The 22557-nt window shown below is 60.3% G+C and carries 21 protein-coding genes; 12 read left to right on the top strand and 9 right to left on the bottom strand.

What is annotated here, in order from left to right; all coding sequences use genetic code 11:
• Positions 1–36: 36 nt before the first annotated feature.
• The 9 genes from ACXYMO_RS17820 (at position 37) to ACXYMO_RS17780 (ending at position 9130) form a co-directional block, all read left to right on the top strand.
• Complete coding sequence (locus ACXYMO_RS17820) at positions 37–438, top strand: MerR family transcriptional regulator (RefSeq protein WP_458880092.1); 402 nt, start codon at positions 37–39, stop codon at positions 436–438.
• Positions 439–494: 56 nt separating this feature from the next.
• Positions 495–2276 (top strand): acyl-CoA dehydrogenase C-terminal domain-containing protein, encoded by a 1782-nt coding sequence (locus ACXYMO_RS17815; protein ID WP_458880091.1) that lies wholly within the window; start codon positions 495–497, stop codon positions 2274–2276.
• A gap of 65 nt (positions 2277–2341) precedes the next feature.
• Entirely contained in the window at positions 2342–2554 is a 213-nt protein-coding gene (locus ACXYMO_RS17810; RefSeq protein WP_458880090.1) for a hypothetical protein, read from the top strand.
• Between the two features lie 21 nt (positions 2555–2575).
• Positions 2576–3733, top strand: coding sequence for an acyl-CoA dehydrogenase family protein (locus ACXYMO_RS17805; RefSeq protein ID WP_458880089.1), 1158 nt, complete (start codon positions 2576–2578; stop codon positions 3731–3733).
• 315 nt (positions 3734–4048) lie between these two features.
• Entirely contained in the window at positions 4049–4684 is a 636-nt protein-coding gene (locus ACXYMO_RS17800) for a glutathione S-transferase family protein (RefSeq protein ID WP_458880088.1), read from the top strand.
• Between the two features lie 91 nt (positions 4685–4775).
• Complete coding sequence (yidD, locus tag ACXYMO_RS17795; RefSeq protein ID WP_458880087.1) at positions 4776–5174, top strand: membrane protein insertion efficiency factor YidD; 399 nt, start codon at positions 4776–4778, stop codon at positions 5172–5174.
• A 45-nt stretch (positions 5175–5219) separates the two neighbouring features.
• Positions 5220–6431 carry an acetyl-CoA C-acetyltransferase gene (locus tag ACXYMO_RS17790; RefSeq protein ID WP_458880086.1) on the top strand — a complete coding sequence of 404 codons (1212 nt, stop codon included), beginning with the start codon at positions 5220–5222 and terminating at the stop codon, positions 6429–6431.
• A complete protein-coding gene (locus tag ACXYMO_RS17785) occupies positions 6431–6901 on the top strand; it encodes a cupin domain-containing protein (protein ID WP_458880085.1) in 471 nt (156 codons plus the stop codon). The genes ACXYMO_RS17790 and ACXYMO_RS17785 overlap by 1 nt, the downstream gene beginning before the upstream one ends.
• A 27-nt stretch (positions 6902–6928) precedes the next feature.
• Entirely contained in the window at positions 6929–9130 is a 2202-nt protein-coding gene (locus ACXYMO_RS17780; RefSeq protein WP_458880084.1) for a 3-hydroxyacyl-CoA dehydrogenase NAD-binding domain-containing protein, read from the top strand.
• A gap of 122 nt (positions 9131–9252) precedes the next feature.
• Here the strand turns inward: ACXYMO_RS17780 and ACXYMO_RS17775 are convergent, their stop codons facing one another.
• From ACXYMO_RS17775 to ACXYMO_RS17760, 4 genes are all read right to left on the bottom strand, one after another.
• The gene (locus tag ACXYMO_RS17775; RefSeq protein WP_458880083.1) at positions 9253–9639 is read right to left on the bottom strand and encodes a VOC family protein; all 387 of its coding nucleotides are present in this window, start codon (positions 9637–9639) and stop codon (positions 9253–9255) included.
• 369 nt (positions 9640–10008) lie between these two features.
• Positions 10009–10569: a hypothetical protein gene (locus ACXYMO_RS17770; protein WP_458880082.1), complete on the bottom strand. Its 561-nt coding sequence runs from the start codon at positions 10567–10569 to the stop codon at positions 10009–10011.
• 245 nt (positions 10570–10814) lie between these two features.
• Positions 10815–11408, bottom strand: a complete 594-nt coding sequence (locus ACXYMO_RS17765; RefSeq protein ID WP_458880081.1) for a hypothetical protein — start codon at positions 11406–11408, stop codon at positions 10815–10817.
• Positions 11409–11672: 264 nt separating this feature from the next.
• The gene (locus tag ACXYMO_RS17760; protein ID WP_458880080.1) at positions 11673–12329 is read right to left on the bottom strand and encodes a sulfotransferase family 2 domain-containing protein; all 657 of its coding nucleotides are present in this window, start codon (positions 12327–12329) and stop codon (positions 11673–11675) included.
• A gap of 154 nt (positions 12330–12483) precedes the next feature.
• On the opposite strand from ACXYMO_RS17760, the gene ACXYMO_RS17755 reads away from it, so the two are divergent.
• Both ACXYMO_RS17755 and ACXYMO_RS17750 read left to right on the top strand, forming a co-directional pair.
• Positions 12484–14109, top strand: coding sequence for an AMP-binding protein (locus ACXYMO_RS17755; RefSeq protein ID WP_458880079.1), 1626 nt, complete (start codon positions 12484–12486; stop codon positions 14107–14109).
• Between the two features lie 88 nt (positions 14110–14197).
• Positions 14198–15211 (top strand): hypothetical protein, encoded by a 1014-nt coding sequence (locus tag ACXYMO_RS17750; protein ID WP_458880078.1) that lies wholly within the window; start codon positions 14198–14200, stop codon positions 15209–15211.
• Between the two features lie 36 nt (positions 15212–15247).
• Here ACXYMO_RS17750 and upp read toward each other — a convergent pair whose 3' ends face one another.
• From upp to ACXYMO_RS17725, 5 genes are all read right to left on the bottom strand, one after another.
• Positions 15248–15880 carry a uracil phosphoribosyltransferase gene (upp, locus tag ACXYMO_RS17745; RefSeq protein WP_458880077.1) on the bottom strand — a complete coding sequence of 211 codons (633 nt, stop codon included), beginning with the start codon at positions 15878–15880 and terminating at the stop codon, positions 15248–15250.
• 70 nt (positions 15881–15950) lie between these two features.
• Positions 15951–17162 (bottom strand): phosphopentomutase, encoded by a 1212-nt coding sequence (locus ACXYMO_RS17740; RefSeq protein ID WP_458880076.1) that lies wholly within the window; start codon positions 17160–17162, stop codon positions 15951–15953.
• On the bottom strand, positions 17162–18466 hold the full coding sequence (locus ACXYMO_RS17735) for a thymidine phosphorylase (protein ID WP_458880075.1): 1305 nt from the start codon (positions 18464–18466) through the stop codon (positions 17162–17164). The genes ACXYMO_RS17740 and ACXYMO_RS17735 overlap by 1 nt, the downstream gene beginning before the upstream one ends.
• Before the next feature lie 4 nt (positions 18467–18470).
• Positions 18471–18863 carry a cytidine deaminase gene (locus tag ACXYMO_RS17730; protein ID WP_458880074.1) on the bottom strand — a complete coding sequence of 131 codons (393 nt, stop codon included), beginning with the start codon at positions 18861–18863 and terminating at the stop codon, positions 18471–18473.
• Positions 18860–19951 carry a cupin domain-containing protein gene (locus ACXYMO_RS17725; protein WP_458880073.1) on the bottom strand — a complete coding sequence of 364 codons (1092 nt, stop codon included), beginning with the start codon at positions 19949–19951 and terminating at the stop codon, positions 18860–18862. Before ACXYMO_RS17725 ends, ACXYMO_RS17730 begins: the two co-directional genes overlap by 4 nt.
• Before the next feature lie 147 nt (positions 19952–20098).
• On the opposite strand from ACXYMO_RS17725, the gene ACXYMO_RS17720 reads away from it, so the two are divergent.
• Positions 20099–22372: an NADP-dependent malic enzyme gene (locus ACXYMO_RS17720; RefSeq protein WP_458880072.1), complete on the top strand. Its 2274-nt coding sequence runs from the start codon at positions 20099–20101 to the stop codon at positions 22370–22372.
• The last annotated feature ends 185 nt before the right edge of the window (positions 22373–22557 follow it).

The following is a 22557-nucleotide window of genomic DNA, read 5'->3' as shown; positions in this document are numbered from 1 at the left end:
ACGTAAGTGCGGTTCAAACAAACATGAGTTGAAACGATGATCGACACGGTAATGACTATCCGCGAGATGTGCGACACCTTTAACGTCACTGCACGAACCTTGCGATTTTACGAGTCCAAAGAACTGTTGTTTCCCATTCGTGAGGGGCAAAAGCGCCTGTTCACCAAACGCGACCGCGCCCGGCTGAAACTGATCCTGCGCGGCAAGCGCTTTGGTTTCAGCCTCGAGGAAATCCGCCAGCTTCTGGACCTCTATGACATGGGCGATCAGCAGAACACCCAGCTAGAGCGCACCTATGAGATTGCCCGGAACCGTCTGGCCGACATGGAACAGCAGCGCGACGAAATGAACGCGGCCATCGCCGAACTGAAAGAGCAACTGGAATGGGGCGCCAAGATGATCGCCTCGTCCCACATGGAAAAAAAGTCCGCCGAATAAGCGTGCGGACAAGACACACACCGAACCACCCCATCTGAAAGTCAGGGAGCTTTTCAATGCCAAGCTATACCGCACCGACCAAGGACATGCAGTTTATCCTGCACGACGTGCTGAAGATCACCGAAACCGATGTCCCGGGTTATGACGAGCTGGAACCGGATTTCACCAATGCCATCCTTGAAGAGGCCGGCAAGATCAGCTCCGAAGTTCTGGCGCCGCTGAACACCGTTGGCGACGTCGAAGGTTGCGTTCTGGAAAATGGCGTGGTGCGTACCCCGACCGGGTTCAAGGACGCGTTCGAGCAGGTGAAAGAAGGCGGTTGGACCGGTCTCGACATGCCCGAAGAATATGGCGGGCAGAATATGCCTTACGTTCTGGGCACCGCCGTGGGTGAGATGTTCTCGGCGTCAAACCAGGCGTTTACCATGTATCAGGGTCTGACCCACGGGGCCGCGTCGGCCATTCTGGCGCATGGGACGGATGCTCAAAAAGATACGTACCTGCCAAAAATGGTGTCGTGTGAATGGACCGGCACGATGAACCTGACCGAACCGCATTGCGGCACCGACCTGGGCCTGATGCGCACCAAGGCCGAACCGCAGGGCAACGGCAGTTACAAGGTGACGGGTCAGAAAATTTTCATCTCGGCCGGTGAGCACGACATGTCCGACAACATCATCCACCTGGTTTTGGCCAAGATCCCCGGTGGCCCCGAGGGAATCAAGGGTGTTTCGCTGTTTATCGTGCCCAAGTTCATCGTGAACGAAGACGGCAGCGTCGGCGCGCGCAACGGCGTATCCTGCGGCAAGATCGAAGAGAAAATGGGCATCCACGGCAACTCGACCTGTGTGATGAACTATGACGAGGCGACCGGATACCTTCTGGGCGAAGAGCACAAAGGCATGCGCGCCATGTTCACCATGATGAACGAGGCTCGTCTGGGTGTCGGCATGCAGGGTCTGGCACAGGCCGATGCCGCCTATCAGAACGCGCTGGAATACGCCAAGGACCGCCTGCAGGGCCGCGACGTGACCGGCGTAAAAAACCCCGATGGCCCGGCCGATCCGCTGATCGTGCACCCGGACATCCGCCGCAACCTGATGGATCAGAAATCCTTTGCCGAAGGCGCGCGCGCCTTTGTTCTCTGGGGCGCGATGATGATCGACCGCGCCCACCGCGCGAAGGACGAGGATGCCGATGGTCTGGTGTCGCTGCTGACCCCGGTCATCAAGGGTTTCCTGACCGACGAGGGATACGACATGACCGTTCAGGCCCAGCAGGTCTATGGCGGGCATGGCTATATCGAGGAATGGGGCATGTCGCAGTTCACCCGCGATGCCCGCATCGCGATGATCTATGAAGGCGCCAACGGCGTTCAGGCGCTGGACCTGGTGGGTCGCAAGCTGGCCCAGAATGGCGGCAAATACGTCATGGCCTTCTTTGATCTGGTCAAGACCTACATCAAGGACAACCAAGGTCAGGATGATGCATTCGACAAGGAGTTTCTTGAGCCGCTGAAAGCCGCCTCCAAGGACCTTCAGACCGCCGGCATGTATTTCATGGCCGAAGGCATGAAGAACCCCAACAACGCGCTGGCCGGGTCCTATGACTTCATGCACATGTTCGGACATGTTTGCTTGGGTCTGATGTGGGCGCAGATGGCCAAGGCGTCGAGCGAGGCGCTGAAATCGGGCACCACCGACACGGCGTTCCATGAAACCAAGATTGCCACCGGCCGGTACTATATGGCGCGCCGTCTGTCCGCGACCGGCATGCACCTGTCGCGCATTCAAAGTGGTGCGGATACGGTCATGGCCCTTGAAGCGGCAAATTTCTGATGCTCATCGCGCGCAGCCCGGGTACACCTGAGGCTGCGCGCGACACACACAACAGAGGTTGACCCATGCCAAAACGCTTTCGACTGACCCGCCGCTTTCCGGTTGCAATGACCGAGGACGGATACCGCAAGCTGCGAAAATTCGCGGCCGAGGCGGGATTGGACGAGGGCGAAGCGCTGTCGTTTCTGTTCGAAAACTTCAACAGCGTCATCAACGAAGAAAACCTTGGCCACCGTTTGCGCCTGTTCAATTCGGAACTTGAAGACCGCAAACGCTGAGTCAGATATCGGGGGGAAACAATGAAAGACGAATTTGCCGCATCATCCGGCTGGATGACCGACGAGCACAGGATGCTGTCGGATATGGCGGCCCAGTTCATCACCAATGAATGGGCACCCAAGTTTGAAAAATGGCGCAAGCAGGGGCAGATGGACCCCGAGACATGGCAACAGGCCGGCAAACTGGGGCTGTTGTGCCCGTCGATCCCCGAAGAATACGGCGGCGCGGGTGGCGACTTCGGACATGAGGCCGCCATCCTGATCGAGGCCGCGCGCGCCAACCTGGCCAGCTGGGGCACAGCGATCCATGGCCCTATCGTGGCCCACTATATTCTTGCTTATGGCAGCGAGGAGCAGAAACAACGCTGGCTGCCGCGCATGGTCACGGGTGAACTGGTCGGCGCGCTGGCGATGACGGAACCGTCGACCGGGTCGGACGTCCAGAACATCAAGACCAAGGCGATCCGCGACGGCAATGCTTATCGCCTGTCGGGGCAGAAAACCTTTATCTCCAACGGGCAGATGGCCAACCTGATCATTGTCGCGGCCAAGACGGACCCGACCAAAGGGTCCAAGGGCGTGTCCCTGGTGGTTGTGGAAACCGACAAGGCCGACGGGTTTCAGAGGGGGCGCAACCTGGAAAAGGTCGGGCTACATGCGGCCGACACGTCCGAGCTGTTCTTCGACAATGTCGAAATCCCGCCCGAAAACGTCCTTGGCGGCGAAGAGGGCAAAGGCTTCTACCAGATGATGCAGCAATTGCCGCAGGAACGCCTGACCATCGCCTGCACCGCGGTGGGCGCAATGGAAGGCGCGGTGGAACGCACCATCGCCTATTGCAAGGAACGTGAGGCCTTTGGCGGGCCGCTGACCCAGTTCCAGAACACCCGGTTCAAACTGGCCGAATGCAAGACCAAGACCACGGTCGCGCGCGCCTTTCTGAACGAATGTATGGAAGAGCACCTGCGCGGCGCACTCACGGTCGAGAAAGCCGCGATGATCAAATACTGGAGCACCGACACGCAGGGCGAGGTTCTCGATGAATGCCTGCAACTCCACGGCGGATACGGATTCATGATGGAATACGCCGTGGGCGAAATGTGGGCCGATGCCCGCGTTCAGCGCATCTACGGCGGCACCAACGAGATCATGAAAGAACTGATTTCGAGGTCGCTCTGAATGGCTGGACCGGCACGGAAATTTGATTGGTACGGGTGCCTCCGGCCGGAGTTTTCCTGGCAAGGTGAAGACAAAGACTGCACCCCGTTTTCACGGCGCGGCACATTGCCAAGGCCGGAAAAACGGGGCTTCACCTTACACTTTGCTCAGCTCTCCAGCCTGCAAAGCAGGGCCAGAGTGGCATCATTGCGGCTAATGGCAGGCAAAGAGAAACGACCCTTCTTCATCTTTCCAAATAAACTCCACGGGGGTGTGGGGGTGTGAAACCCCCACGGACCAACCTGACAACAAGCGCCTTGGGAGGGCACTGAGATCATGACCATCAAGTTGCATTGTTTCGGCGAAAGCGGGAATTCCTACAAAGCGGCCCTCGCATTGGAGCTGTCCGGCCTGGATTGGGAGCCGGTGTTTGTCGATTTCTTTTCGGGCATTGCCCGTAGCCCCGAGTTTCGCGAACAGAACGTGATGGCCGAGGCGCCCATTCTGGAAGATGGCGATTTCCGGCTCAGTCAGTCGGGCGCGATCCAGCAGTATGTGACCGACAAGTCGGGCAAGTTCGGCGGCACCTCGCAGGCGGAAAAATACGAGGTTCTGCGCTGGGTGCTGTGGGACAATCACAAGCTCTCGAGCCAGGCTGGCATGACCCGGTTCCTGATGAATTTCCTGCCGGAGAAGCACCGCGATCAGGCTGTGATCGACTTTTCGCTGGGTCGGCTCAAAGGAGCCTATGCCACGCTGAATGCGCATCTGGAGGGACGTAACTGGATTGTGGGGGATGGCATGACCAATGCCGATCTGTCCTGCTGCGGGTATCTGTTCTATCCCGAGCCTTTCGGGTTTGATCGCGCCAAGTGGCCGAATATCGACCGCTGGCTGTCAAACATCGAAAACACCCCGGGCTGGAAACACCCGTATGACCTGATGCCGGGCAGCCCGGCTGACCGGGCTTAGGGCGAAGGGCGGGCGACGTGACGTTTCGTGTTGATATAGATTCCGGGGCGGTCCAGCCTCGAGCCACCCTTGGAATGGTGAGGAGCCTTTCATGTTGTCCCGCGCAGCGCTCTATTCGATCGCCCTCTATCAGCGGTGGATTTCGCCGCGCAAAGGATATCGCTGCGCCTATTCAGTGGCGCATGGCGGCACGGGATGTTCGGGATTTGCCAAAGGCGCGATCCGTGAACACGGCCTCTGGGCGGCGATGCCAATCATCCGGGGCAGGTTTCGCGATTGCCGGGCCGCCTATGATGCAATGTGCGACGCGCGCCGCGACAAAAAAAACGAGGGCGACCAGCGCCGCAGGAAGAACCGGTGGTATGACAATGCGTGCCTCGATCTCGGGCTTTGCTGCCCCGGACCGAGCCGTTCAGGCACCACCGGCGGGGGCGGCTGCGATCTCAACCCATGCGATGGCGGTGGCTGCGACTGCAGCCCCTGCAGCTAAACGAACAACGAACACCAATCTTAACGACAGCAAAGGACGTGTCTTATGACCGAAGCCTATATCTATGACGCGCTGCGCACTCCGCGCGGCAAGGGCCGCAAGGACGGCAGCCTGCACGAGGTGACCTCGTTGCGGCTGTCCGCCCTGACCCTGAACGCGGTCAAGGAGCGCAATAATCTGGACGGTCATGCCGTCGAGGACGTGATCTGGGGCAACGTGACCCAGGTGATGGAACAGGGCGGCTGTCTGGCGCGCTCGGCCGTACTCGCCTCGGATCTGGATGAGAGCATTCCGGGACTGGCGATCAACCGGTTCTGTGCCAGCGGCATGGAAGCGGTGAACCTGGCGGCCAACCAGGTCAAGGGCGGCGCAGGGGATGCCTATATCGCGGGCGGTGTCGAAATGATGGGCCGCGTGGCCATGGGCAGCGATGGCGCGGCCATTGCCGTGGACCCGAGCGTTGCGATGGACAGTTATTTCGTCCCCCAGGGCATTTCGGCCGATATCATCGCCACCGAATACGGGTTCACCCGCGATCAGGCCGATGCGCTGGCCGTTGAATCCCAGCGCCGCGCCAAGGCGGCATGGGATGATAACCGGTTCGCCAAGTCGGTGATCACGGTCAAGGATCAGAACGGGCTGACCATTCTGGACCGCGACGAATACATGCGCCCGCAGACCGACATGCAGAGCCTTGGCGCGCTGAACCCCAGCTTTCAGCAGATGGGCGAAGTCATGCCCGGGTTCGACAAGATCGCCATGATGAAATACCCGCATCTTGAGCGGATCAACCACATCCACCACGCGGGCAACTCGTCCGGCATCGTGGACGGTGCGGCAGCCGTTCTGATCGGCAACAAGGAATTTGGCGAGAAATACGGCCTGAAACCGCGCGCGCGCATCAAGGCGACTGCCAAGATCGGCACCGACCCGACCATCATGCTGACCGGGCCGGTTCCGGTGACGCAGAAAATCCTGGCCGACCATGGCATGGACATCAAGGACATCGATCTTTTCGAGGTGAACGAGGCGTTCGCCTCGGTGGTTCTGCGGTTCCAGCAGGCGTTTGACGTCGATCCCGACCTGATCAACGTCAATGGCGGCTCGATCGCCATGGGCCACCCGCTGGGTGCGACCGGTGCGATCATCATCGGCACCCTTCTGGACGAGTTGGAGCGCACCGACAAGGAAACCGGTCTTGCCACCCTGTGCATCGCATCGGGCATGGGCGCGGCCACCATCATCGAGCGCGTCTGATGCCGATCATCGACCTGGATCAACTGGAAGAACGGACAGGCTCGTCCTATCCTGCGGAATTCGCAGGGGCGGTCGAGGGGCGGTCTTCGCTGCGCCTGTCCGAGGCCGGTGGCCTGACCCAGTTCGGGACCAATATCATCATCCTGCAACCCGGTTCGCAAAGTTCACTGCGCCACTGGCACAAGACCCAGGACGAATTCGTCATGGTTCTGTCAGGGCAGCTAATGCTGCATCTGGATGATGGTGAACACCCGATGGGCCCCGGTGATTGCGCCGCCTTTCCGGCGGGCGATCCCGATGGTCACTGTCTGATCAATCGCTCGCAAGAGGAGGCCCGATTTCTGGTCGTGGGGACACGCACCCCGACCGAAGAGGCCACCTATTCCGATATTGACCTGATGGTCCGCGTCGATGGCGACAGTTTTCAATATACCCGCAAGGACGGCACGCCCTATCCGGGCCAGTCCTGATATTCACTCCGAAGGGAGACGTAAGACATGACCGACTTTACAATGACCAAAGACGCCGAGGGCGTTGCAACCATCACCTGGGACTGCCCGGGCAAGACCATGAACGTGATGTCCATCGAAGGGCTGAGCGAACTTGATGCCTGCATCGACGATGCGCTGGCCGACGAGGCCGTCAAAGGCATCGTCATCACATCGGGCAAGGAAGGTTCCTTTGCCGGGGGCATGGATTTAAACCTGCTGGCCAAGATGAAAGAGGACGCAGGCGACGATCCGGCACGCGGCCTGTTCGAAGGCACGATGCAGATGCACGGGCTGCTGCGCAAGATCGAGCGCGCAGGCATGGACGCCAAGACCAACAAGGGCGGCAAACCGATTGCAGCCGCCCTGCCCGGCACCGCCGCGGGCATCGGTCTGGAACTGCCGCTGGCAACTCATCGCACTTTCGTGGCCGACACCCCCAAGGCGCGCATCGGCCTGCCCGAAATCATGGTCGGCATCTTCCCCGGCGCGGGTGGCACTACGCGCCTCGTGCGTAAGCTGGGCGCCATGGGTGCCTCGCCCTTCCTGCTGGAGGGCAAGATGGTGGACCCCAAGAAAGCCAAGGCCGCCGGTCTGATCGACGAGGTGGCCGATGATCCGGTTGCCGCCGCGCGCGACTGGGTGCTGAATGCCAAGGATGCCGACATCGTCAAGCCTTGGGATGCCAAGGGATACAAGATGCCCGGCGGCACGCCCTATCACCCTGCAGGCTTCATGACCTTTGTCGGGGCCAACGCGATGGTGCACGGCAAGACGCAAGGCGCCTTCCCGGCCGCCAAGGCATTGCTGAGCGCAGTTTACGAAGGCGCGCTGGTGCCGTTTGATACCGCTCTCAAGATCGAGGCACGGTGGTTTACCAACGTTCTGATGAACCCCAGTTCGGGTGCGATGATCCGCTCGCTCTTCCTGAACAAGGAAGCGCTGGAAAAGGGTGCCGTGCGCCCCAAGGGCATTCCAGATCAGCGGGTCAAGAAACTGGGCGTTCTGGGCGCAGGCATGATGGGTGCGGGTATCGCGCTGGTATCGGCCCAGGCGGGGATGGAAGTGGTCCTGATCGACCGCGACCAGGAAAGTGCGGACCGCGGCAAAGCCTATACCGAGGCCTATCTCGACAAGGGCATTTCACGAAAGAAAGTGACGGCCGAAAAGAAAGAGGCGATGCTGGGCCTGATCACCGCAACCCCCGATCTGGAGCATCTCAAGGGCTGCGATCTGATCATCGAGGCCGTGTTCGAGGACCCCAAGGTCAAGGCCGAGATCACCCAGAAGGTCGAAGCAGTGATCCCCGAGGATTGCATCTTTGCCTCCAACACCTCGACCCTGCCGATCACCGGGCTGGCCAAGGCGTCCAAGCGTCCTGAGCAGTTCATCGGCATCCATTTCTTCTCACCGGTTGAGAAAATGCTGCTGGTCGAGATCATCAAGGGCAAGGAAACCAGCCCGCGCGCGGTGGCCAAGGCACTGGATTACGTCCGCCAAATCCGCAAGACGCCGATCGTGGTCAACGATGCGCGGTTCTTCTACTGCAACCGCTGCATCATCCCTTATGGCAACGAGGCGACCCGCATGGTCACCGAAGGAGTCGCACCGGTTCTGATCGACAATGCCGCCCGTCAGCTGGGCTTCCCTGTCGGACCGATCCAGCTGGGCGATGAAACCAGCATCGACTTGGCCGCCAAGATCACCCGCGCCACCAAAGAGGCGATGGGCAACGAATACCCCGCCTCCGAGGCGGACAACCTTGTGTTCTGGATGGAGGAACAGGGGCGTCTGGGCCGCAAGGCCAAGGCCGGCTATTTCGACTATGACGACAAAGGCAAGCGCACCGGTTACTGGCAGGGCATTCACGATAAATACCCACTGGCCGAGGACCAGCCAGACGTGATCGAGGTGCAGGAACGCCTGATGTTCGCGCAGGTGCTCGAAGCGGTCCGCGCGCTGGAAGAAGGCGTGCTGGAAGACATCCGCGAAGGCGATGTCGGTGCAGTTCTGGCCTGGGGCTTTGCCCCCTGGTCCGGTGGCCCGTTCAGCTGGCTCGACATCATCGGCGCCGAATACGCCGCCCAGCGGTGTGATGAGTTGACCGCCAAGTATGGCGAGCGGTTCACCTGCCCCGCCCTGTTGCGCGACATGGCCGAAAAGGGCGAGACCTTCTATGAGCGTTTCGCCCCCGAGGCAAAGGCCGCCTGAGCCTGTTCTGAAAGATGACTTGGAAAAGGGCGCCTTCGGGCGCCCTTTTTTTCAAGTTTCATTGTTCGCTGGAGCTAGCCTGAATGTCAGCATTTCCCCAGTTCGATACACGCTTGCGACTTTCATGGTTTTGGAGTGTGGCAAACCGCTTCAATGTTGTGTCCGTCTGGATCAAGAACGAAGGCAGCGTAATAATCTGGGTTATAATGTAGGCGAAAACCCGGCGAACCATTGTCCGTTCCGCCTGCACGGATAGCTGCAGCATGAAATGCATCCACGTCTGCTTTGCTTTTTGCCTGCAAAGCAATGTGCATTAATCCAGTGGTGGCGTTTTCTTCCGCCAGCCAGAACCAAGGACGATCATCACCGTAACCGGTCACCTTAACTCCATCAGAGTGCTCTTTGGGAACATCAAACAAGCGCTGGACACCCAGAGGGGCAAAGGCCTGATCGTAGAAAGCCGTAGATCGATCAAAATCGGTAACGCCAAAAGTGATGTGATCAATCATCTCGTACCCTCCAAATGAGAGACTGCTTGCTAACATCTCGTAATGCAATAAGCGGCGACGCTAGAAACACCCGATCTCCTTCGGCAGCCAATGCGTTCCCCAAAGCAGACTTTGGTCGCTGGTGCAGTATTATCGGTCAGGTAAGGGCTCAGTTCAGACATTGATGGATCGCGCAGCATCTTGCGTTTGATCTTTGAACCTCCGTTCGGTCGTTTGCCTCGTTTCTTCCAAGCGCAGCGTCGCAAAGCGGAAATGCCGTGGACATTCAGCATGACCGCACCAAGGGGGCTGATTGTCCAGGTCTTGGGGGGCGCCAAGGTTGTATTTACCGCGAACGGTTCCGGTGCCCCGACGTGTCGAACACTTGCATCAGCTCGCGTTCCGAGCCTCGCGCTTTTGCAGCAATTCTTCCCGGACTTCCATGCGGGGCCGCCAGTTGTATCGCTTGTCGGCCCGGGTGCGCGACCAGAACAGAACGCCCCCGTAACGCCAGGGATCAAGCACGATACCATTGTCGATCGTGTCCCCGCGCCTGGTGACAACGGCCGAATGGTGGATAATCCGGAACGTGGTCGGAAGGGCCGTGGCCCAGTGCATCTTCAGGGTGCGGAATTGTTCCTGCTTCAGGCGTTTGTTGATATCTTCGGCCCAGTGATTGCACAGTCCACGCTCACGATATCCGTTGATGACCTTGGCATTGTGCACGATCGGCGCGTCGGTGATCTGGTACTCCTGCGCAAGCTGGAGCGAATAGGAATAGGCAATGTGGGCGGCCCGTTTTGCCTCGGCCGGATCCACGCCGGGCCCAAGACTTTGTATTTCTATCGCCAGCTTGTCGATATTGCTTTGATCAACAGTCGGTTTTTCAGCACATCCGCCGGTCATCAAAATCGCCACCACAAACAAGTGCGATACAAAAAGCTTAGTCATAAGGTCACTTCCGGAAATTTTCGTGCCGGTTTGCCCGGTGCGGCCGATCTTAGGGCGCAGTCGGGAAAACGCCTAGCCTAGATTGACGGTTTGGGCTGATATTTGCGCGCAGGCTCCGGTTCCTGCATTTCGCTTGTCCAGCCGTCACAGCGGCCGACAAGCACTGTCTTGCCCATCGCAGGGCAGACCAATGTGAATGCAGCCCAGGACCAAGCCGTGACTGCATTCACTGATTTTAACGACGGTCAAGCGGCCGTCGGGGTTTTTCTGCGCCGGCCGACAAAGCCAAGGAGACCCAGGCCACTGCCAAGCAGAACGATCACGGCAGGAATTGGGACCGCACTCGCATAAATGTTGTCCATGCCATAGTACTGATCGCCGTCTCCCGCGAGAGAGTTGAACACAACACTGTCGAGGTTGAACCAGTTGAGATCGTAGGTTGTAAAGGAGCCCAGCGCGATCGTTGTGCTGGTCGTGCCCCCGCCGGTCAGATTGCCGACAATCTCCAGCGACGTCGACTTTTCAAACCAGTTGCCGAGGTCGAGCTTCATCAGGTCGAAGGAACCGCCGCCAGACAACGACATCTTCAGCGATGAAGCGCCGGCGAAATCGTCACTCCCGAAAAAGGTCGATCCGCTGTCTCCGCCCCCATAGTTGTTTGCGAAGTGGGTGTGATTTGTCGATGAATCGAACAAGAACCCTTGCGATGTGATATCGCCTTGGGTGGACGGGGTGGCCCCAGACGGTTGGGCGTACTCTTCAAAATCGATAATCGCGGCACCGGCGCTGCCCAAAGTCAGCGCATATGCAAGTGCCGTAGAAAAAAACAAACGTTTCATAGGTTTTCTCCACAAAAAGTAAAAGTAAAACACAAGAAGTCTGCCCAAATTCGAACAAAAAGTAAACAAATCTTTGCCACAGTTGGAGCTTTCCTGAACTGAAACACAGCGTTTCCCCTTCCGAAACAAAGACCTGTATCTAGCTGCGGATTATCGGAGCGCCCGGCACCTAATAAAGCAGAATTTTTCTGGTGCTTGCCAAGCGGTACATCCCGGCCGGACCCGTGCTGCCGCTACACCCCGGGGCGCGAAGCGACCCCTTGGTTAGCCGGCCGGTTCGAAACTGTACCCGAACCGCGCGATATCTTCGGCGCAGCTGTCGGCGATGGCCTGTGCGGACTCAACAGAATAATAACTGCGATAGTCCGCCCGTCTGTCGGATGCATTTTGCCGCGTCAGGGTCAGGTCAAACCCAAGATGATCGAGCAGCGGTTTCGCGTCCGTGGCAAAGTGTTCGATACGGATATAGGCGTTGCACTGTTCCTGCCCATCCGCGCGGCGCATGTAGCTGGACGCCGGATTGGATCTGAACGACGCCATGGTTTGGGGATGGGTGACGAACGCCTCGAACTCAAGATCGCGGGCAAGCGTCACGGCGGGGTGCTCAAAACCCTGTTCGCGCAGCCAGTGGTAATAGCTGACCGCACGGTCCCACGGGTTGCGCACGAGGGTGAAGGCGAACAGCGTCTTAAGCTGACCGGGGGGCAGCAGACCGTCGATATCGGCCAGTGTCGCATGCTTCCACAACCGCCCATGTGTTTGTGAATCCTTGACCCGGCGGCGGCGTTTCAGCGCCTTGGGCGTATCCCCCAGCATGATGTCATCGCGCATCGCCCGCCCCTCAAGCGCGAGGGCGAGCGAGGTGCCCCCTGTCTTGGGGATATGTACGAAAACAAAGGATCGGCCGGTGCTGATAATCATGGGGTTTGACCCTAGTGGATTTCGCGGGCCGGGCAACGCGGATCGCCCCGCGTACGGCGACAAAATTTTTGCGCCGGGCACTTTTCATTGCTGCCCGCGCGGCGCAGTATCCCAGCCTACCAAAACACGGCGCTTGATGACGGGGAGGAAGTCAATGGGTTGGATGGCGGATGAAACAGGTCTGAAAAAGAACGCGGCGAATTATGTGCCGCTGACGCCTCTTTCGACCCTGCGCCGGGCGGCGGAGATATATTCAGACGAACTGGCCGTGGTCTACGGCACGCATCGCAAAACCTATGCCGAGTATGTTGAGCGGTGCACGCGCCTGGCCTCGGCCCTTGCGGGCATGGGCGTAAAACCCGGTGAGGTGGTGGCGACCCTCATCCCCAACCTGCCGTCCCATGCCGAGGCGCATTTCGGCGTGCCCGCCTGTGGCGCGGTTCTGAACACGATCAACACCCGTCTGGATGTGGATACGGTCACCTTTATCCTTGGCCACGGCGAGGCGCGCGTTGTTCTGGCCGACAGCCAGTTCCTGGAATTGGCGGAAGAAGCGATTGCCCGACAGGAGGGTGAAAAACCCGTTCTGATCGAGGTGCCCGACGATCAGGCCGGGTTCCCGGCCAGCGGGCGGCACCCGACCTACGAACAGGTGCTGGCGCAGGGCGATCCGGGGTTCGATTGGATCATGCCACAGGACGAATGGGAAAGCATCGCGCTGAATTACACATCCGGCACCACCGGGCGGCCCAAGGGCGTGGTTTACCACCATCGCGGCGCCTATCTGAACGCGATGGGCCAGATCCTGAGTTGGCGTATGGTTCTACGGCCAAAATATCTGACCATCGTACCGCTGTTTCACTGTAACGGGTGGTGCCACTCCTGGATGATGCCAATGGTGGGCGGGCGGATCATCTGTTGCCGCGACATCACCGCGCCAGCGATCTTCTCGGCCATCGCGGATGAAGGCGCGACCCATTTCGGCGGTGCGCCCATTGTGCTGAACATGCTGGTCAACGCGCCCGAAAGCGAAAGGCGCAGCTTTGATCACACGGTCGAGGTGTTCACCGCCGGTGCGCCCCCGGCGCCAGCAACACTCGCCAAGATCGAGCCGATGGGGTTCAACGTCACGCAGGTCTACGGGCTGACCGAAACCTATGGCCCGGCGACCGAATGCACTTGGGGTGAGAAATGGGATCACCTGCAAGGGGACGCACGCGCCGCGATCAAGGCGCGTCAGGGCGTGCCGATGCCGATTTACGAAGAGATCACCGTCATGGATGAAACCATGACGCACATCCCGCGCGATTCAAAAACCCAAGGGGAAATCATCATGCGCGGCAACGGTGTGATGAAAGGGTATTTCAAGAACCCCGAGGCCACCGCCGAGGCGTTCAAGGGCGGCTATTTCCATTCCGGCGATATCGCCGTTCAGCACCCGGACAGCTATATCCAGATCGCGGATCGCGCCAAGGACATCATCATTTCGGGCGGGGAAAACATCAGCTCGGTCGAGGTTGAAGGCGTATTGATGGGGCACCCGGACGTTCTGCTGGCCGCCGTAGTGGCCAAACCGGACGAGAAATGGGGCGAGGTGCCCTGCGCCTTTGTCGAATTGAAACCCGGTGTCACCGGCGATGCGGCCGATCTGATCGCCTTTTCACGCAAGACGCTGGCCGGATTCAAGACACCCAAGCATGTGGTGTTTCAGGAATTGCCCAAGACATCGACCGGCAAGATCCAGAAATTCGAGCTGCGAAGGATCGCCCGCGAAATTTAACCGCCTCACCTTGTGTCATGACGTTTGCCGCATGGCCCGCCCCCATGCTAAGACCGGTTAAAACCGAGGCACGGCAGGCCCAGTAATCATGACGGCGTTAAAGGAATTCGAACGGCTTGAGGCCACTGGCCTGTGGCGCGCTACGCCCGAGGAGCAGCGCCGCGAAGTCGTTGTTTCCATTGGCGATGCCACGCTGACCATTTCGAATTTCAACAATCAGGCGCTGACCCATTGGTCGCTGGCCGCGCTGGACCGGCACAATCCGGGCGAATGGCCCGCCATCTATGGTCCTGATGGCGACCCCGGTGAAACGCTGGAACTGGCCGAAAGCGAAACGATGATGGTCGATGCGATCGAGCGGTTACGCCAGGCGATCGAGCGTTCCCGCCCCCGCCCGGGGCGGCTGCGTCTGGCCGGCGTGGTGCTGACGCTGGTCGCACTGGCCGCGCTGCTGGTGTTCTGGCTGCCCGATGCGATGCTGCGCCACACGCTGTCTGTCGTGCCCGAGATCAAGCGCGAGGCGATTGGCGAGGCGTTGCTGGGCCGGGTTGAACGGGTTTCCGGTCGGGCCTGCCGCACGGCGGATACCACACCGGTTCTGAACCGGCTGGCCAAACGGACCGGGGTGCGCAAGCTCGTCGTTCTGCAAGGCGGCGTGCGCGACAGCCTGTTGTTGCCCGGCGGGATCGTGTTGCTGAACAAGGCGCTGATCGAAGACCACGAAGACCCGGCCGTGGCCGCCGGATACATCCTAGCCGAACGCGCGCGGGCCGCCCGGATGAACCCGTTGCAGGAATTGCTGGCCGAAGCCGGACCAACGGCCTCGTTCCGCCTGCTGACGACCGGAGAGGTCAACCAGGCCAGTCTGGACCACTACGCCGAGCGGGTCATGCTGGCCGACCGGCCCGCCGTGCCGGATCGCCTCTTGCTTGAGGAATTTGCCCGCGTGCAGGTGCCATCGACCCCTTACGCCTATGCGCGCGACATCACCGGCGAAAGCGTTCTGGGCCTGATCGAGGCCGACCCGATGGCCGGAAAACCCCAGAACCCTGTCATGCGCGACCGCGATTGGGTACTGTTGCAGAATATTTGCGGCGGGTAGAACCGCGTCCGGGGCTGCACGAAGCGGACCCGAACCTTACTTGGTGCCGAACATCCGGTCGCCCGCGTCGCCCAGACCCGGCATGATATACCCCTTTTCGTTCAACTCGCGGTCCACAGCGGCGGTGAAAATGGGAACGTCCGGGTGTGCCTCGCGCATGCGGGCAACACCTTCGGGGGCGGCCAGAAGGCACATGAACCGAATGTCGGTGGCCCCGGCCTTTTTCAGCAGATCAATGGCCGCGACCGAGGAATTGCCCGTTGCCAGCATCGGATCGACCGTGATGACCAGACGATCCTCAAGCCCCTCGGGCACCTTGAAGTAATATTGCACGGGTTTGAGCGTCTTTTCATCGCGGTACAGCCCGACAAAGCCGACCCGCGCGGACGGGATCAGTTCAAGCGCACCATCCAGCATCCCGTTGCCAGCGCGCAGGATCGACACCAGCGCCAGTTTCTTTCCGGCCAGCGTCGGGGCCTCCATTTCCTCCATCGGGGTTTCGACGGGTTTATGGGTCATCGGCATTTCGCGGGTGATTTCATAGGCCAGAAGCTGGGTGATTTCGCGCAGCAACTGACGGAAGACCGCTGTTGGCGTATTCTTGTCCCGCATCAGGGTCAGCTTGTGCTGAACCAGAGGGTGATCGACGACGGTCAGGTGCTGGGACATATCTGGACTCCGGTTTCGAACTCTGTTTGCCATGTTGTCGGTCAGACCGGCGGCGCGCGCAAGCCATCGTTCAGAAAAAGCTGCGCCCGGGCCCCTGTCCTGCGACACCAAGGTAATGCGCGACGCTGGCGCCGACATCGGCAAATTGCACCAGTCCCAGGTCGCGCTGGCCTACGCCTGCCGCCACCACGGGAACCCGTTCGCGGGTGTGATCGGTGCCCGGCCAACTGGGGTCGTTCCCGTGGTCGGCGGTGAACAGCATCAGGTCCCCATCATGCAAGCGGCGCAGGATGGGGCCGATCTGCGCATCGAACCATTCCAGCGCACGGGCATATCCCGCGATGTCGCGACGATGGCCATAGAGGCTGTCGAATTCGACGAAATTGGCGAAGGTCAGGCTGCCGTCCTCGGCCTCGTCCACCAGATCGGACAGGTGTTGCATCAACTGCGCGTCGGTGCCTTTGCGGACCTCGTCTATGCCTTGCATGGAAAAGATATCGCCAATCTTGCCGATCCCGTAAACGCGCCGTCCAGCGTCCTGTACCCAGTTGGTGAGCACCGGCGCGGGGGGCGTGATGGCATAGTCGCGCCTATGTGGGGTGCGCTGAAACCCGGTTTCGGGGTCCCCGAGGAACGGGCGGGCAATGACGCGGCCGACCTTCATGTCGTGCAGCATCGGGGCGATGGTTTCACACAAGTTTAGCAACCGGTCGAGACCGAATGTCTCCTCATGCGCGGCAATCTGGAACACGCTGTCGGCCGAGGTATAGCAGATCGGCCAGCCACTGCGCATGTGCTCGGCCCCGAGATCGGCGATGATGGTGGTGCCCGAAGCGTGGCAATTGCCAAGGATGCCGTTGGTGCCCGCAGCCCGGGCCACCGCGTCGGTCAGATCGGCCGGAAAGGCGGGTTTGGTGTTGGGAAAGTAATGCCAGTCCCACGGCACCGGCACACCCGCCAGTTCCCAGTGGCCCGACGGGGTGTCCTTGCCGGGTGAGACTTCACTGGCAGCACCCCATGCGCCGGTCGGCGTGGCGGTCAGCCCAGGTGTTTCCACGCCCGAAGCCAGACGAACCGAAGCGCCAAGACCTAAGGCATCAAGGTTGGGCATGTGCAACGCCCCGCTGCGCCCGTCATTCGCGCGCCCTTCGGCACAGGCCTGTGCGATATGGCCCAGGGTGTTAGCCCCGGTATCGGGCAACTTGCCGTTGAAGAAATCTGCTGCATCGGGCGCGCCGCCAATGCCCACGGAATCCATCACGATCAGAAAGGCCCGCGCCATCATCCAACCCTTTCATGGATAAGGTCAGGCACGACCGGGGCGTCGGGGCCGATGGTGATCGCCTTGCGCACGGCGGCCTCGGCCCGGTGTGCGGCATCCTCACGCCCGGCGTGAATCACGGTCAGCGGCGTCCCCCGATCCACCCGGTCACCCAGACGGATCATACCCGACAGGCCCACCGAAGGGTCGACCACATCGCTTTCGACCTGCCGCCCGCCCCCCAGTGCAACCACGGCAAGGCCAAGCGCCTCGCCATCAATGGCGGTGACATACCCCTCACCATGGGCAGGAACCTCGCGCATAACATTGGCCTCGGGCAGGAAGCGGGCCCAGTCCTCGACAAAACGCAACGGGCCACCGACGGCGGCAATCATCCGGGCGAATCGGTCCGCCGCACGCCCGTCGCGCAGGGTGGCAGCGATCTTGTCCGCCCCGGCCTGAACATCCTGCGCAAGCCCCGCATCGGCAAGCAACACGCCGCCCAGCGCGGCAGACAGCTGCAGCAACGGGCCGCCGACCTGCCCGGTCAGCACCTTCATCACCTCGGCCACCTCAAGCGCATTGCCCAGCGCGGGGGCCAGCGGCTGGTTCATGTCACTGATCACGGCGGTCGTCTTGCACCCGGCGGCATTGGCGGTTTCGGTCAGGGCGGTGGCCAGCGCGCGTGCCTCATCCATTGTTTTCATGAACGCGCCGCTGCCGACCTTGACGTCCAGAACCAGCGCATCGGGCGCGGCGGCCAGCTTTTTCGACAGGATCGACGCGGTGATCAAATCAAGGCTCTCGACCGTCGCCGTTACATCGCGGATTGCATAAAGCCGTTTATCCGCCGGGGCGATTTCCGCCGTGGCCCCAACGATGGCACATCCGATCTTGGCGACCAGATCAGCCAGACGATCCTCGGAGACATTGGTGGTGACACCGGGGATCGACTCCAGCTTGTCCAGCGTACCGCCCGTGTGGCCCAGCCCGCGGCCCGAGATCATCGGGACGTAACCGCCGCATTCGGCCAAGGCCGGGGCAAGGAGAAGCGACACGCAATCGCCGACGCCGCCGGTAGAATGTTTATCGATGACGGGGCCGTCCAGATCCCATTTCAGAACATCACCACTGTCGCGCATTGCCAGCGTCAGCGTGGCGCGCCCCTTGGTGCCCAGACTGCCCATGCAGACCGCCATGGCAAAGGCACCGGCCTGGGCATCGCTGACGGTGCTGTCGGCCAAGCCCTGGGCAAACCATGACAATTCGTCGGCGGTCGGCACCTCATGGCGGCGCAGCTTGGCAATGATCGCGCGGGCGTCCATGTGATCAGCCCTTATTCATGTGATCGGTGTCAAAGGCGGCAGGAAGCAGTGCACCGATGGTCGCCGTCTGTTCCACGCCATCCGTCGTGGCCATCGTCACCGGCACATCGCCGCCGCCGAATTCCGCCAGTTTTTGACGGCACCCGCCACAAGGCGACACCGGCACGGGCGACTCTGCGATCACGTAAACCTCTGTCAGTTCGGTTTCGCCGGCGGCGATCATGGCGGCGATGGCCCCGGCCTCGGCACAGGTGCCTTCGGGATAGGCGACATTCTCGACATTGCAGCCGACATAAACCGTGCCCGAGGCGCCCCGGATGGCTGCGCCCACCTTGAAGTTGGAATACGGCGCATGCGCGTTCAGGCGCACGGCGGTTGCGGCGTTTTTCAGGGTCATGATGGCTCCACTTCGGTATTGAAGGATCCCGGCAGAGCAACCTCAAGCAGTTCAATATCACCGCTGGGATTGCTAAGCCGGGTTTTCATGCCCGGCGGGATGACGAATGCATCCCCCGCGGTCAGCTTGAACGGGTCTTTTTCCTCACCCTCTAACGTTATGGTTCCCTCCATCACGAAGGTGAAAAGGATGTCGGCGTCATGGCTTGCCCACCTGGTCCCGCCAGAGCCGCGTTTGACCACCTGCACCCCTGCAACGCCCTTGGTGTTTTCGGCAATCGTGGTGTCACGGCATTGAAACCCCGGCAGGCGGAAAGGCTCCCACGTGGCATTCTTGGCTTGATTGAACACAAACTTCTGACCCTGCCATTCCCGGTCCGGGCGCAGGTGCGGGGTGGGCAGTTCCATGTCATGGTCGATCTCGGTCACGTGTTCAGCCGGAACGCCGATTTCGATCACCTCGACATTGTCGCTGGCCAACAGGACGCGGTGACGGATTTCAGGGGGCTGAATGAAACAGTCGCCCGCGGTCAGGCGCATCGGTTCGCCCTGATCCTCGTAAACGACATCGACCCAGCCGCGATAACAGAAGATCAGCTGAAACCCGACCTTGTGATAATGCACCATATCCGGCACAGGCCCGCCATCGGGGATGCGAATATGGCTGGCAATGATTGACCCGCCCAGACGGTCGGGGATCAGGTCGCGGTACTGCATGCCCGCGCGCCCGATGATCCAGGGGGCCTGATCGGCCAAACGGCGCACCACAAAGGAATGCTGCGTTTCGGGCAGAATCAGGGGCGGATTACGCTCTTCGATTTCGATGCGGGTGCCATTGGGGGCGGTCAGAACCCGCGCGCCCTCGGCAAACCCGTCGGGATCATCGGTCAGAATGCGCAGGGTGCCGGGCGATTCCGGTGCGCCGTTCTCGATGCGCAGGCGCAGGCCATGACCGGAGAAAACCGCCACTTGCGGATTGTCCGCGGGATAGATCATATCCAGCCGCATCCCCAGCGTTTTGGTGTAAAACGGAATGTCATCGCGCAATTCCTGCGTGGGAAGGCGCATTTCGGCTATGGTGTCGGTCATACGGTCTCTTTTCCTTGCGAAAAAACACTGACCGGCGGAATCAAATTATGCAAGCGAGTGGCTGCGGCAACCTTGGTCGAAATCACCAGTTCCAACGACTGGAAAAATAGTTTAACGCTAAACTAAATTTACGGAGGGGCCTCGATCGTGTCGGAAAAACAAAGCCTACGCCAGGCGGCGCTGTTCTATCACGAGTATCCAAAACCCGGAAAGCTTGAGATTCGGGCCACCAAGCCGATGGCAAATGGCCGCGATCTTTCGCGCGCCTATTCACCGGGCGTGGCTGAGGCCTGCCTTGAGATCAGGGACGATCCGGCAAATGCGGCGCGCTATACGACGCGGGCCAACCTGGTGGCGGTGGTCAGCAACGGCACTGCGGTTCTGGGGCTGGGTAATATCGGGGCGCTGGCATCCAAACCGGTGATGGAAGGCAAGGCCGTCCTGTTCAAGAAATTCGCCAATATCGATTGCTTTGACCTTGAGGTGGATGAATCCGACCCGGAAAAGTTGGCCGATATCGTCTGTTCCCTTGGCCCCACCTTTGGCGCGATCAATCTTGAGGATATCAAGGCGCCCGACTGTTTCATCGTGGAAAAGATCTGCCGCGAGCGGATGAACATTCCGGTGTTCCATGATGACCAGCATGGGACTGCGATTGTCGTCGGGGCTGCGGCGAAAAACGCATTGCACGTGGCGGGAAAGACGTTCGAGGAAATCAAGATCGTTTCCACGGGCGGCGGCGCGGCGGGTATCGCCTGTCTGAACATGCTGCAGAAAATGGGCGTCAAACGGGAAAACGTCTGGCTGTGTGACATTCACGGGCTGGTCTACGAGGGCCGTGAGCAGGACATGAACCCGCAAAAGGCCGCCTTTGCGCAGGCTTCGGACAAACGGAAGCTGGACGAGGTGATCGACGGGGCCGACATGTTTCTGGGCCTCAGCGGGCCGGAGGTTCTGAACCAGGACATGGTGCGCAAGATGGCCACACGCCCGATCATCTTTGCGCTGGCCAACCCGACCCCCGAAATCCTGCCCGACCTCGCGCGCGAGGTTGCGCCGGATGCGATCATTGCAACCGGGCGCAGCGATTTTCCCAATCAGGTTAACAACGTGTTGTGTTTTCCGTTCATCTTTCGCGGGGCTCTGGATGTGGGGGCCACGGAAATCAACGATGAAATGCAACTGGCCTGCATCGACGGTATTGCCGATCTGGCCCGGGCCACCACCAGCGCCGAGGCGGCTGCGGCCTATTCCGGTGAGCAGCTGACATTCGGGGCCGACTACCTGATCCCGAAACCGTTCGATCCGCGCCTGGTCGGGGTCGTGTCGTCCTCGGTCGCCAAGGCGGCGATGGAGACCGGCGTGGCGACCCGCCCGATCGAGGATCTGGAGGCCTATAAGGAAAGCCTGAACCAGACCGTTTTCAAATCGGCCTTGCTGATGCGCCCCGTTTTCGAGGCCGCCGCCGCCGCATCGCGCAACATCGTCTTTACCGAGGGCGAAGACGAGCGCGTGCTGCGCGCCGCGCAGGCCATTCTGGAGGAAACCACCGAAACCCCTATCCTGATCGGCCGCCCCGAGGTGATCGAACAGCGGTGTGAGCGGTTTGGCCTGCACATCCGCCCCGGACGTGACGTGCAATTGGTGAACCCGGAAAACGACCCGCGATATTATGATTACTGGACCAGCTACCACGAATTGATGGAACGGTGCGGTGTTACGCCCGATCTTGCCAAGGCGATCATGCGCACTAACACCACCGCGATTGGCGCGATCATGGTCCACCGGGGCGAAGCCGACAGCATGATCTGTGGTACTTTCGGTGAATTCCGCTGGCACCTGAATTACGTCCAGCAGGTTCTGGGCAGCAGCACACTGCGCCCGCACGGGGCTTTGTCATTGATGATTCTGGAAGACGGGCCGCTGTTCATTGCCGACACGCATGTGCATCAGCTCCCCAGCCCTGAAAATCTGGCCGAAATCGCCATCGGCGCGGCACGCCATGTGCGCCGGTTCGGGTTGGACCCCAAGGTGGCGCTGTGTTCGCAGTCGCAATTCGGCAATCAGGCCGAAGGATCGGGCAAACGGCTGCGCGGCGCGCTGGAGATCCTGGACGCGATGCCCCGCGATTTTGTCTACGAGGGCGAGATGAACGTCGATGCCGCGCTGGATGCAGAGTTGCGCCACCGAATTTTCCCGAACTCACGTCTTGAGGGGGCGGCCAACGTGCTGCTTTTTGCTCATGCGGATGCGGCCAGCGGAGTGCGCAACATTCTGAAAATGCGCGCCGGAGGCCTTGAGGTTGGGCCGATCCTGATGGGCATGGGTAATAAGGCGCATATCGTGACCCCATCAATCACTGCGCGCGGTCTGCTGAACATGGCCGCGATTGCCGGGACTCCGGTGGCACAATACGGCTGAATTTCCTGGCGGTGCGGCGACTCACCCCGGTGAGTTGCTGTGCTGTCCACGCAGGACACCCCGCAGAGTTTGCAAACCCTCCGCATAGTTTTCAGGAAACTCATGCAGTTTCGCCAAGTTTGCAAACTTTTGCAGATCAACTATGCGAAATCTGCAAAGATTTTGCGATACTCTGTCGCTGCTGC

Source organism: Arenibacterium sp. CAU 1754 (assembly GCF_054482635.1).
This window is presented reverse-complemented; position numbering and strand designations above follow the sequence as displayed.

Bases quoted from the DNA above. Each gene is read 5' to 3' on its own strand.
- ACXYMO_RS17820 (WP_458880092.1), top strand. From the start codon at position 37: ATGATCGACACGGTAATGACTATCCGCGAGATGTGCGACACCTTTAAC.
- ACXYMO_RS17815 (WP_458880091.1), top strand. From the start codon at position 495: ATGCCAAGCTATACCGCACCGACCAAGGACATGCAGTTTATCCTGCAC.
- ACXYMO_RS17810 (WP_458880090.1), top strand. From the start codon at position 2,342: ATGCCAAAACGCTTTCGACTGACCCGCCGCTTTCCGGTTGCAATGACC.
- ACXYMO_RS17805 (WP_458880089.1), top strand. From the start codon at position 2,576: ATGAAAGACGAATTTGCCGCATCATCCGGCTGGATGACCGACGAGCAC.
- ACXYMO_RS17800 (WP_458880088.1), top strand. From the start codon at position 4,049: ATGACCATCAAGTTGCATTGTTTCGGCGAAAGCGGGAATTCCTACAAA.
- yidD (WP_458880087.1), top strand. From the start codon at position 4,776: ATGTTGTCCCGCGCAGCGCTCTATTCGATCGCCCTCTATCAGCGGTGG.
- ACXYMO_RS17790 (WP_458880086.1), top strand. From the start codon at position 5,220: ATGACCGAAGCCTATATCTATGACGCGCTGCGCACTCCGCGCGGCAAG.
- ACXYMO_RS17785 (WP_458880085.1), top strand. From the start codon at position 6,431: ATGCCGATCATCGACCTGGATCAACTGGAAGAACGGACAGGCTCGTCC.
- ACXYMO_RS17780 (WP_458880084.1), top strand. From the start codon at position 6,929: ATGACCGACTTTACAATGACCAAAGACGCCGAGGGCGTTGCAACCATC.
- ACXYMO_RS17775 (WP_458880083.1), bottom strand. From the start codon at position 9,639: ATGATTGATCACATCACTTTTGGCGTTACCGATTTTGATCGATCTACG.
- ACXYMO_RS17770 (WP_458880082.1), bottom strand. From the start codon at position 10,569: ATGACTAAGCTTTTTGTATCGCACTTGTTTGTGGTGGCGATTTTGATG.
- ACXYMO_RS17765 (WP_458880081.1), bottom strand. From the start codon at position 11,408: ATGAAACGTTTGTTTTTTTCTACGGCACTTGCATATGCGCTGACTTTG.
- ACXYMO_RS17760 (WP_458880080.1), bottom strand. From the start codon at position 12,329: ATGATTATCAGCACCGGCCGATCCTTTGTTTTCGTACATATCCCCAAG.
- ACXYMO_RS17755 (WP_458880079.1), top strand. From the start codon at position 12,484: ATGGGTTGGATGGCGGATGAAACAGGTCTGAAAAAGAACGCGGCGAAT.
- ACXYMO_RS17750 (WP_458880078.1), top strand. From the start codon at position 14,198: ATGACGGCGTTAAAGGAATTCGAACGGCTTGAGGCCACTGGCCTGTGG.
- upp (WP_458880077.1), bottom strand. From the start codon at position 15,880: ATGTCCCAGCACCTGACCGTCGTCGATCACCCTCTGGTTCAGCACAAG.
- ACXYMO_RS17740 (WP_458880076.1), bottom strand. From the start codon at position 17,162: ATGGCGCGGGCCTTTCTGATCGTGATGGATTCCGTGGGCATTGGCGGC.
- ACXYMO_RS17735 (WP_458880075.1), bottom strand. From the start codon at position 18,466: ATGGACGCCCGCGCGATCATTGCCAAGCTGCGCCGCCATGAGGTGCCG.
- ACXYMO_RS17730 (WP_458880074.1), bottom strand. From the start codon at position 18,863: ATGACCCTGAAAAACGCCGCAACCGCCGTGCGCCTGAACGCGCATGCG.
- ACXYMO_RS17725 (WP_458880073.1), bottom strand. From the start codon at position 19,951: ATGACCGACACCATAGCCGAAATGCGCCTTCCCACGCAGGAATTGCGC.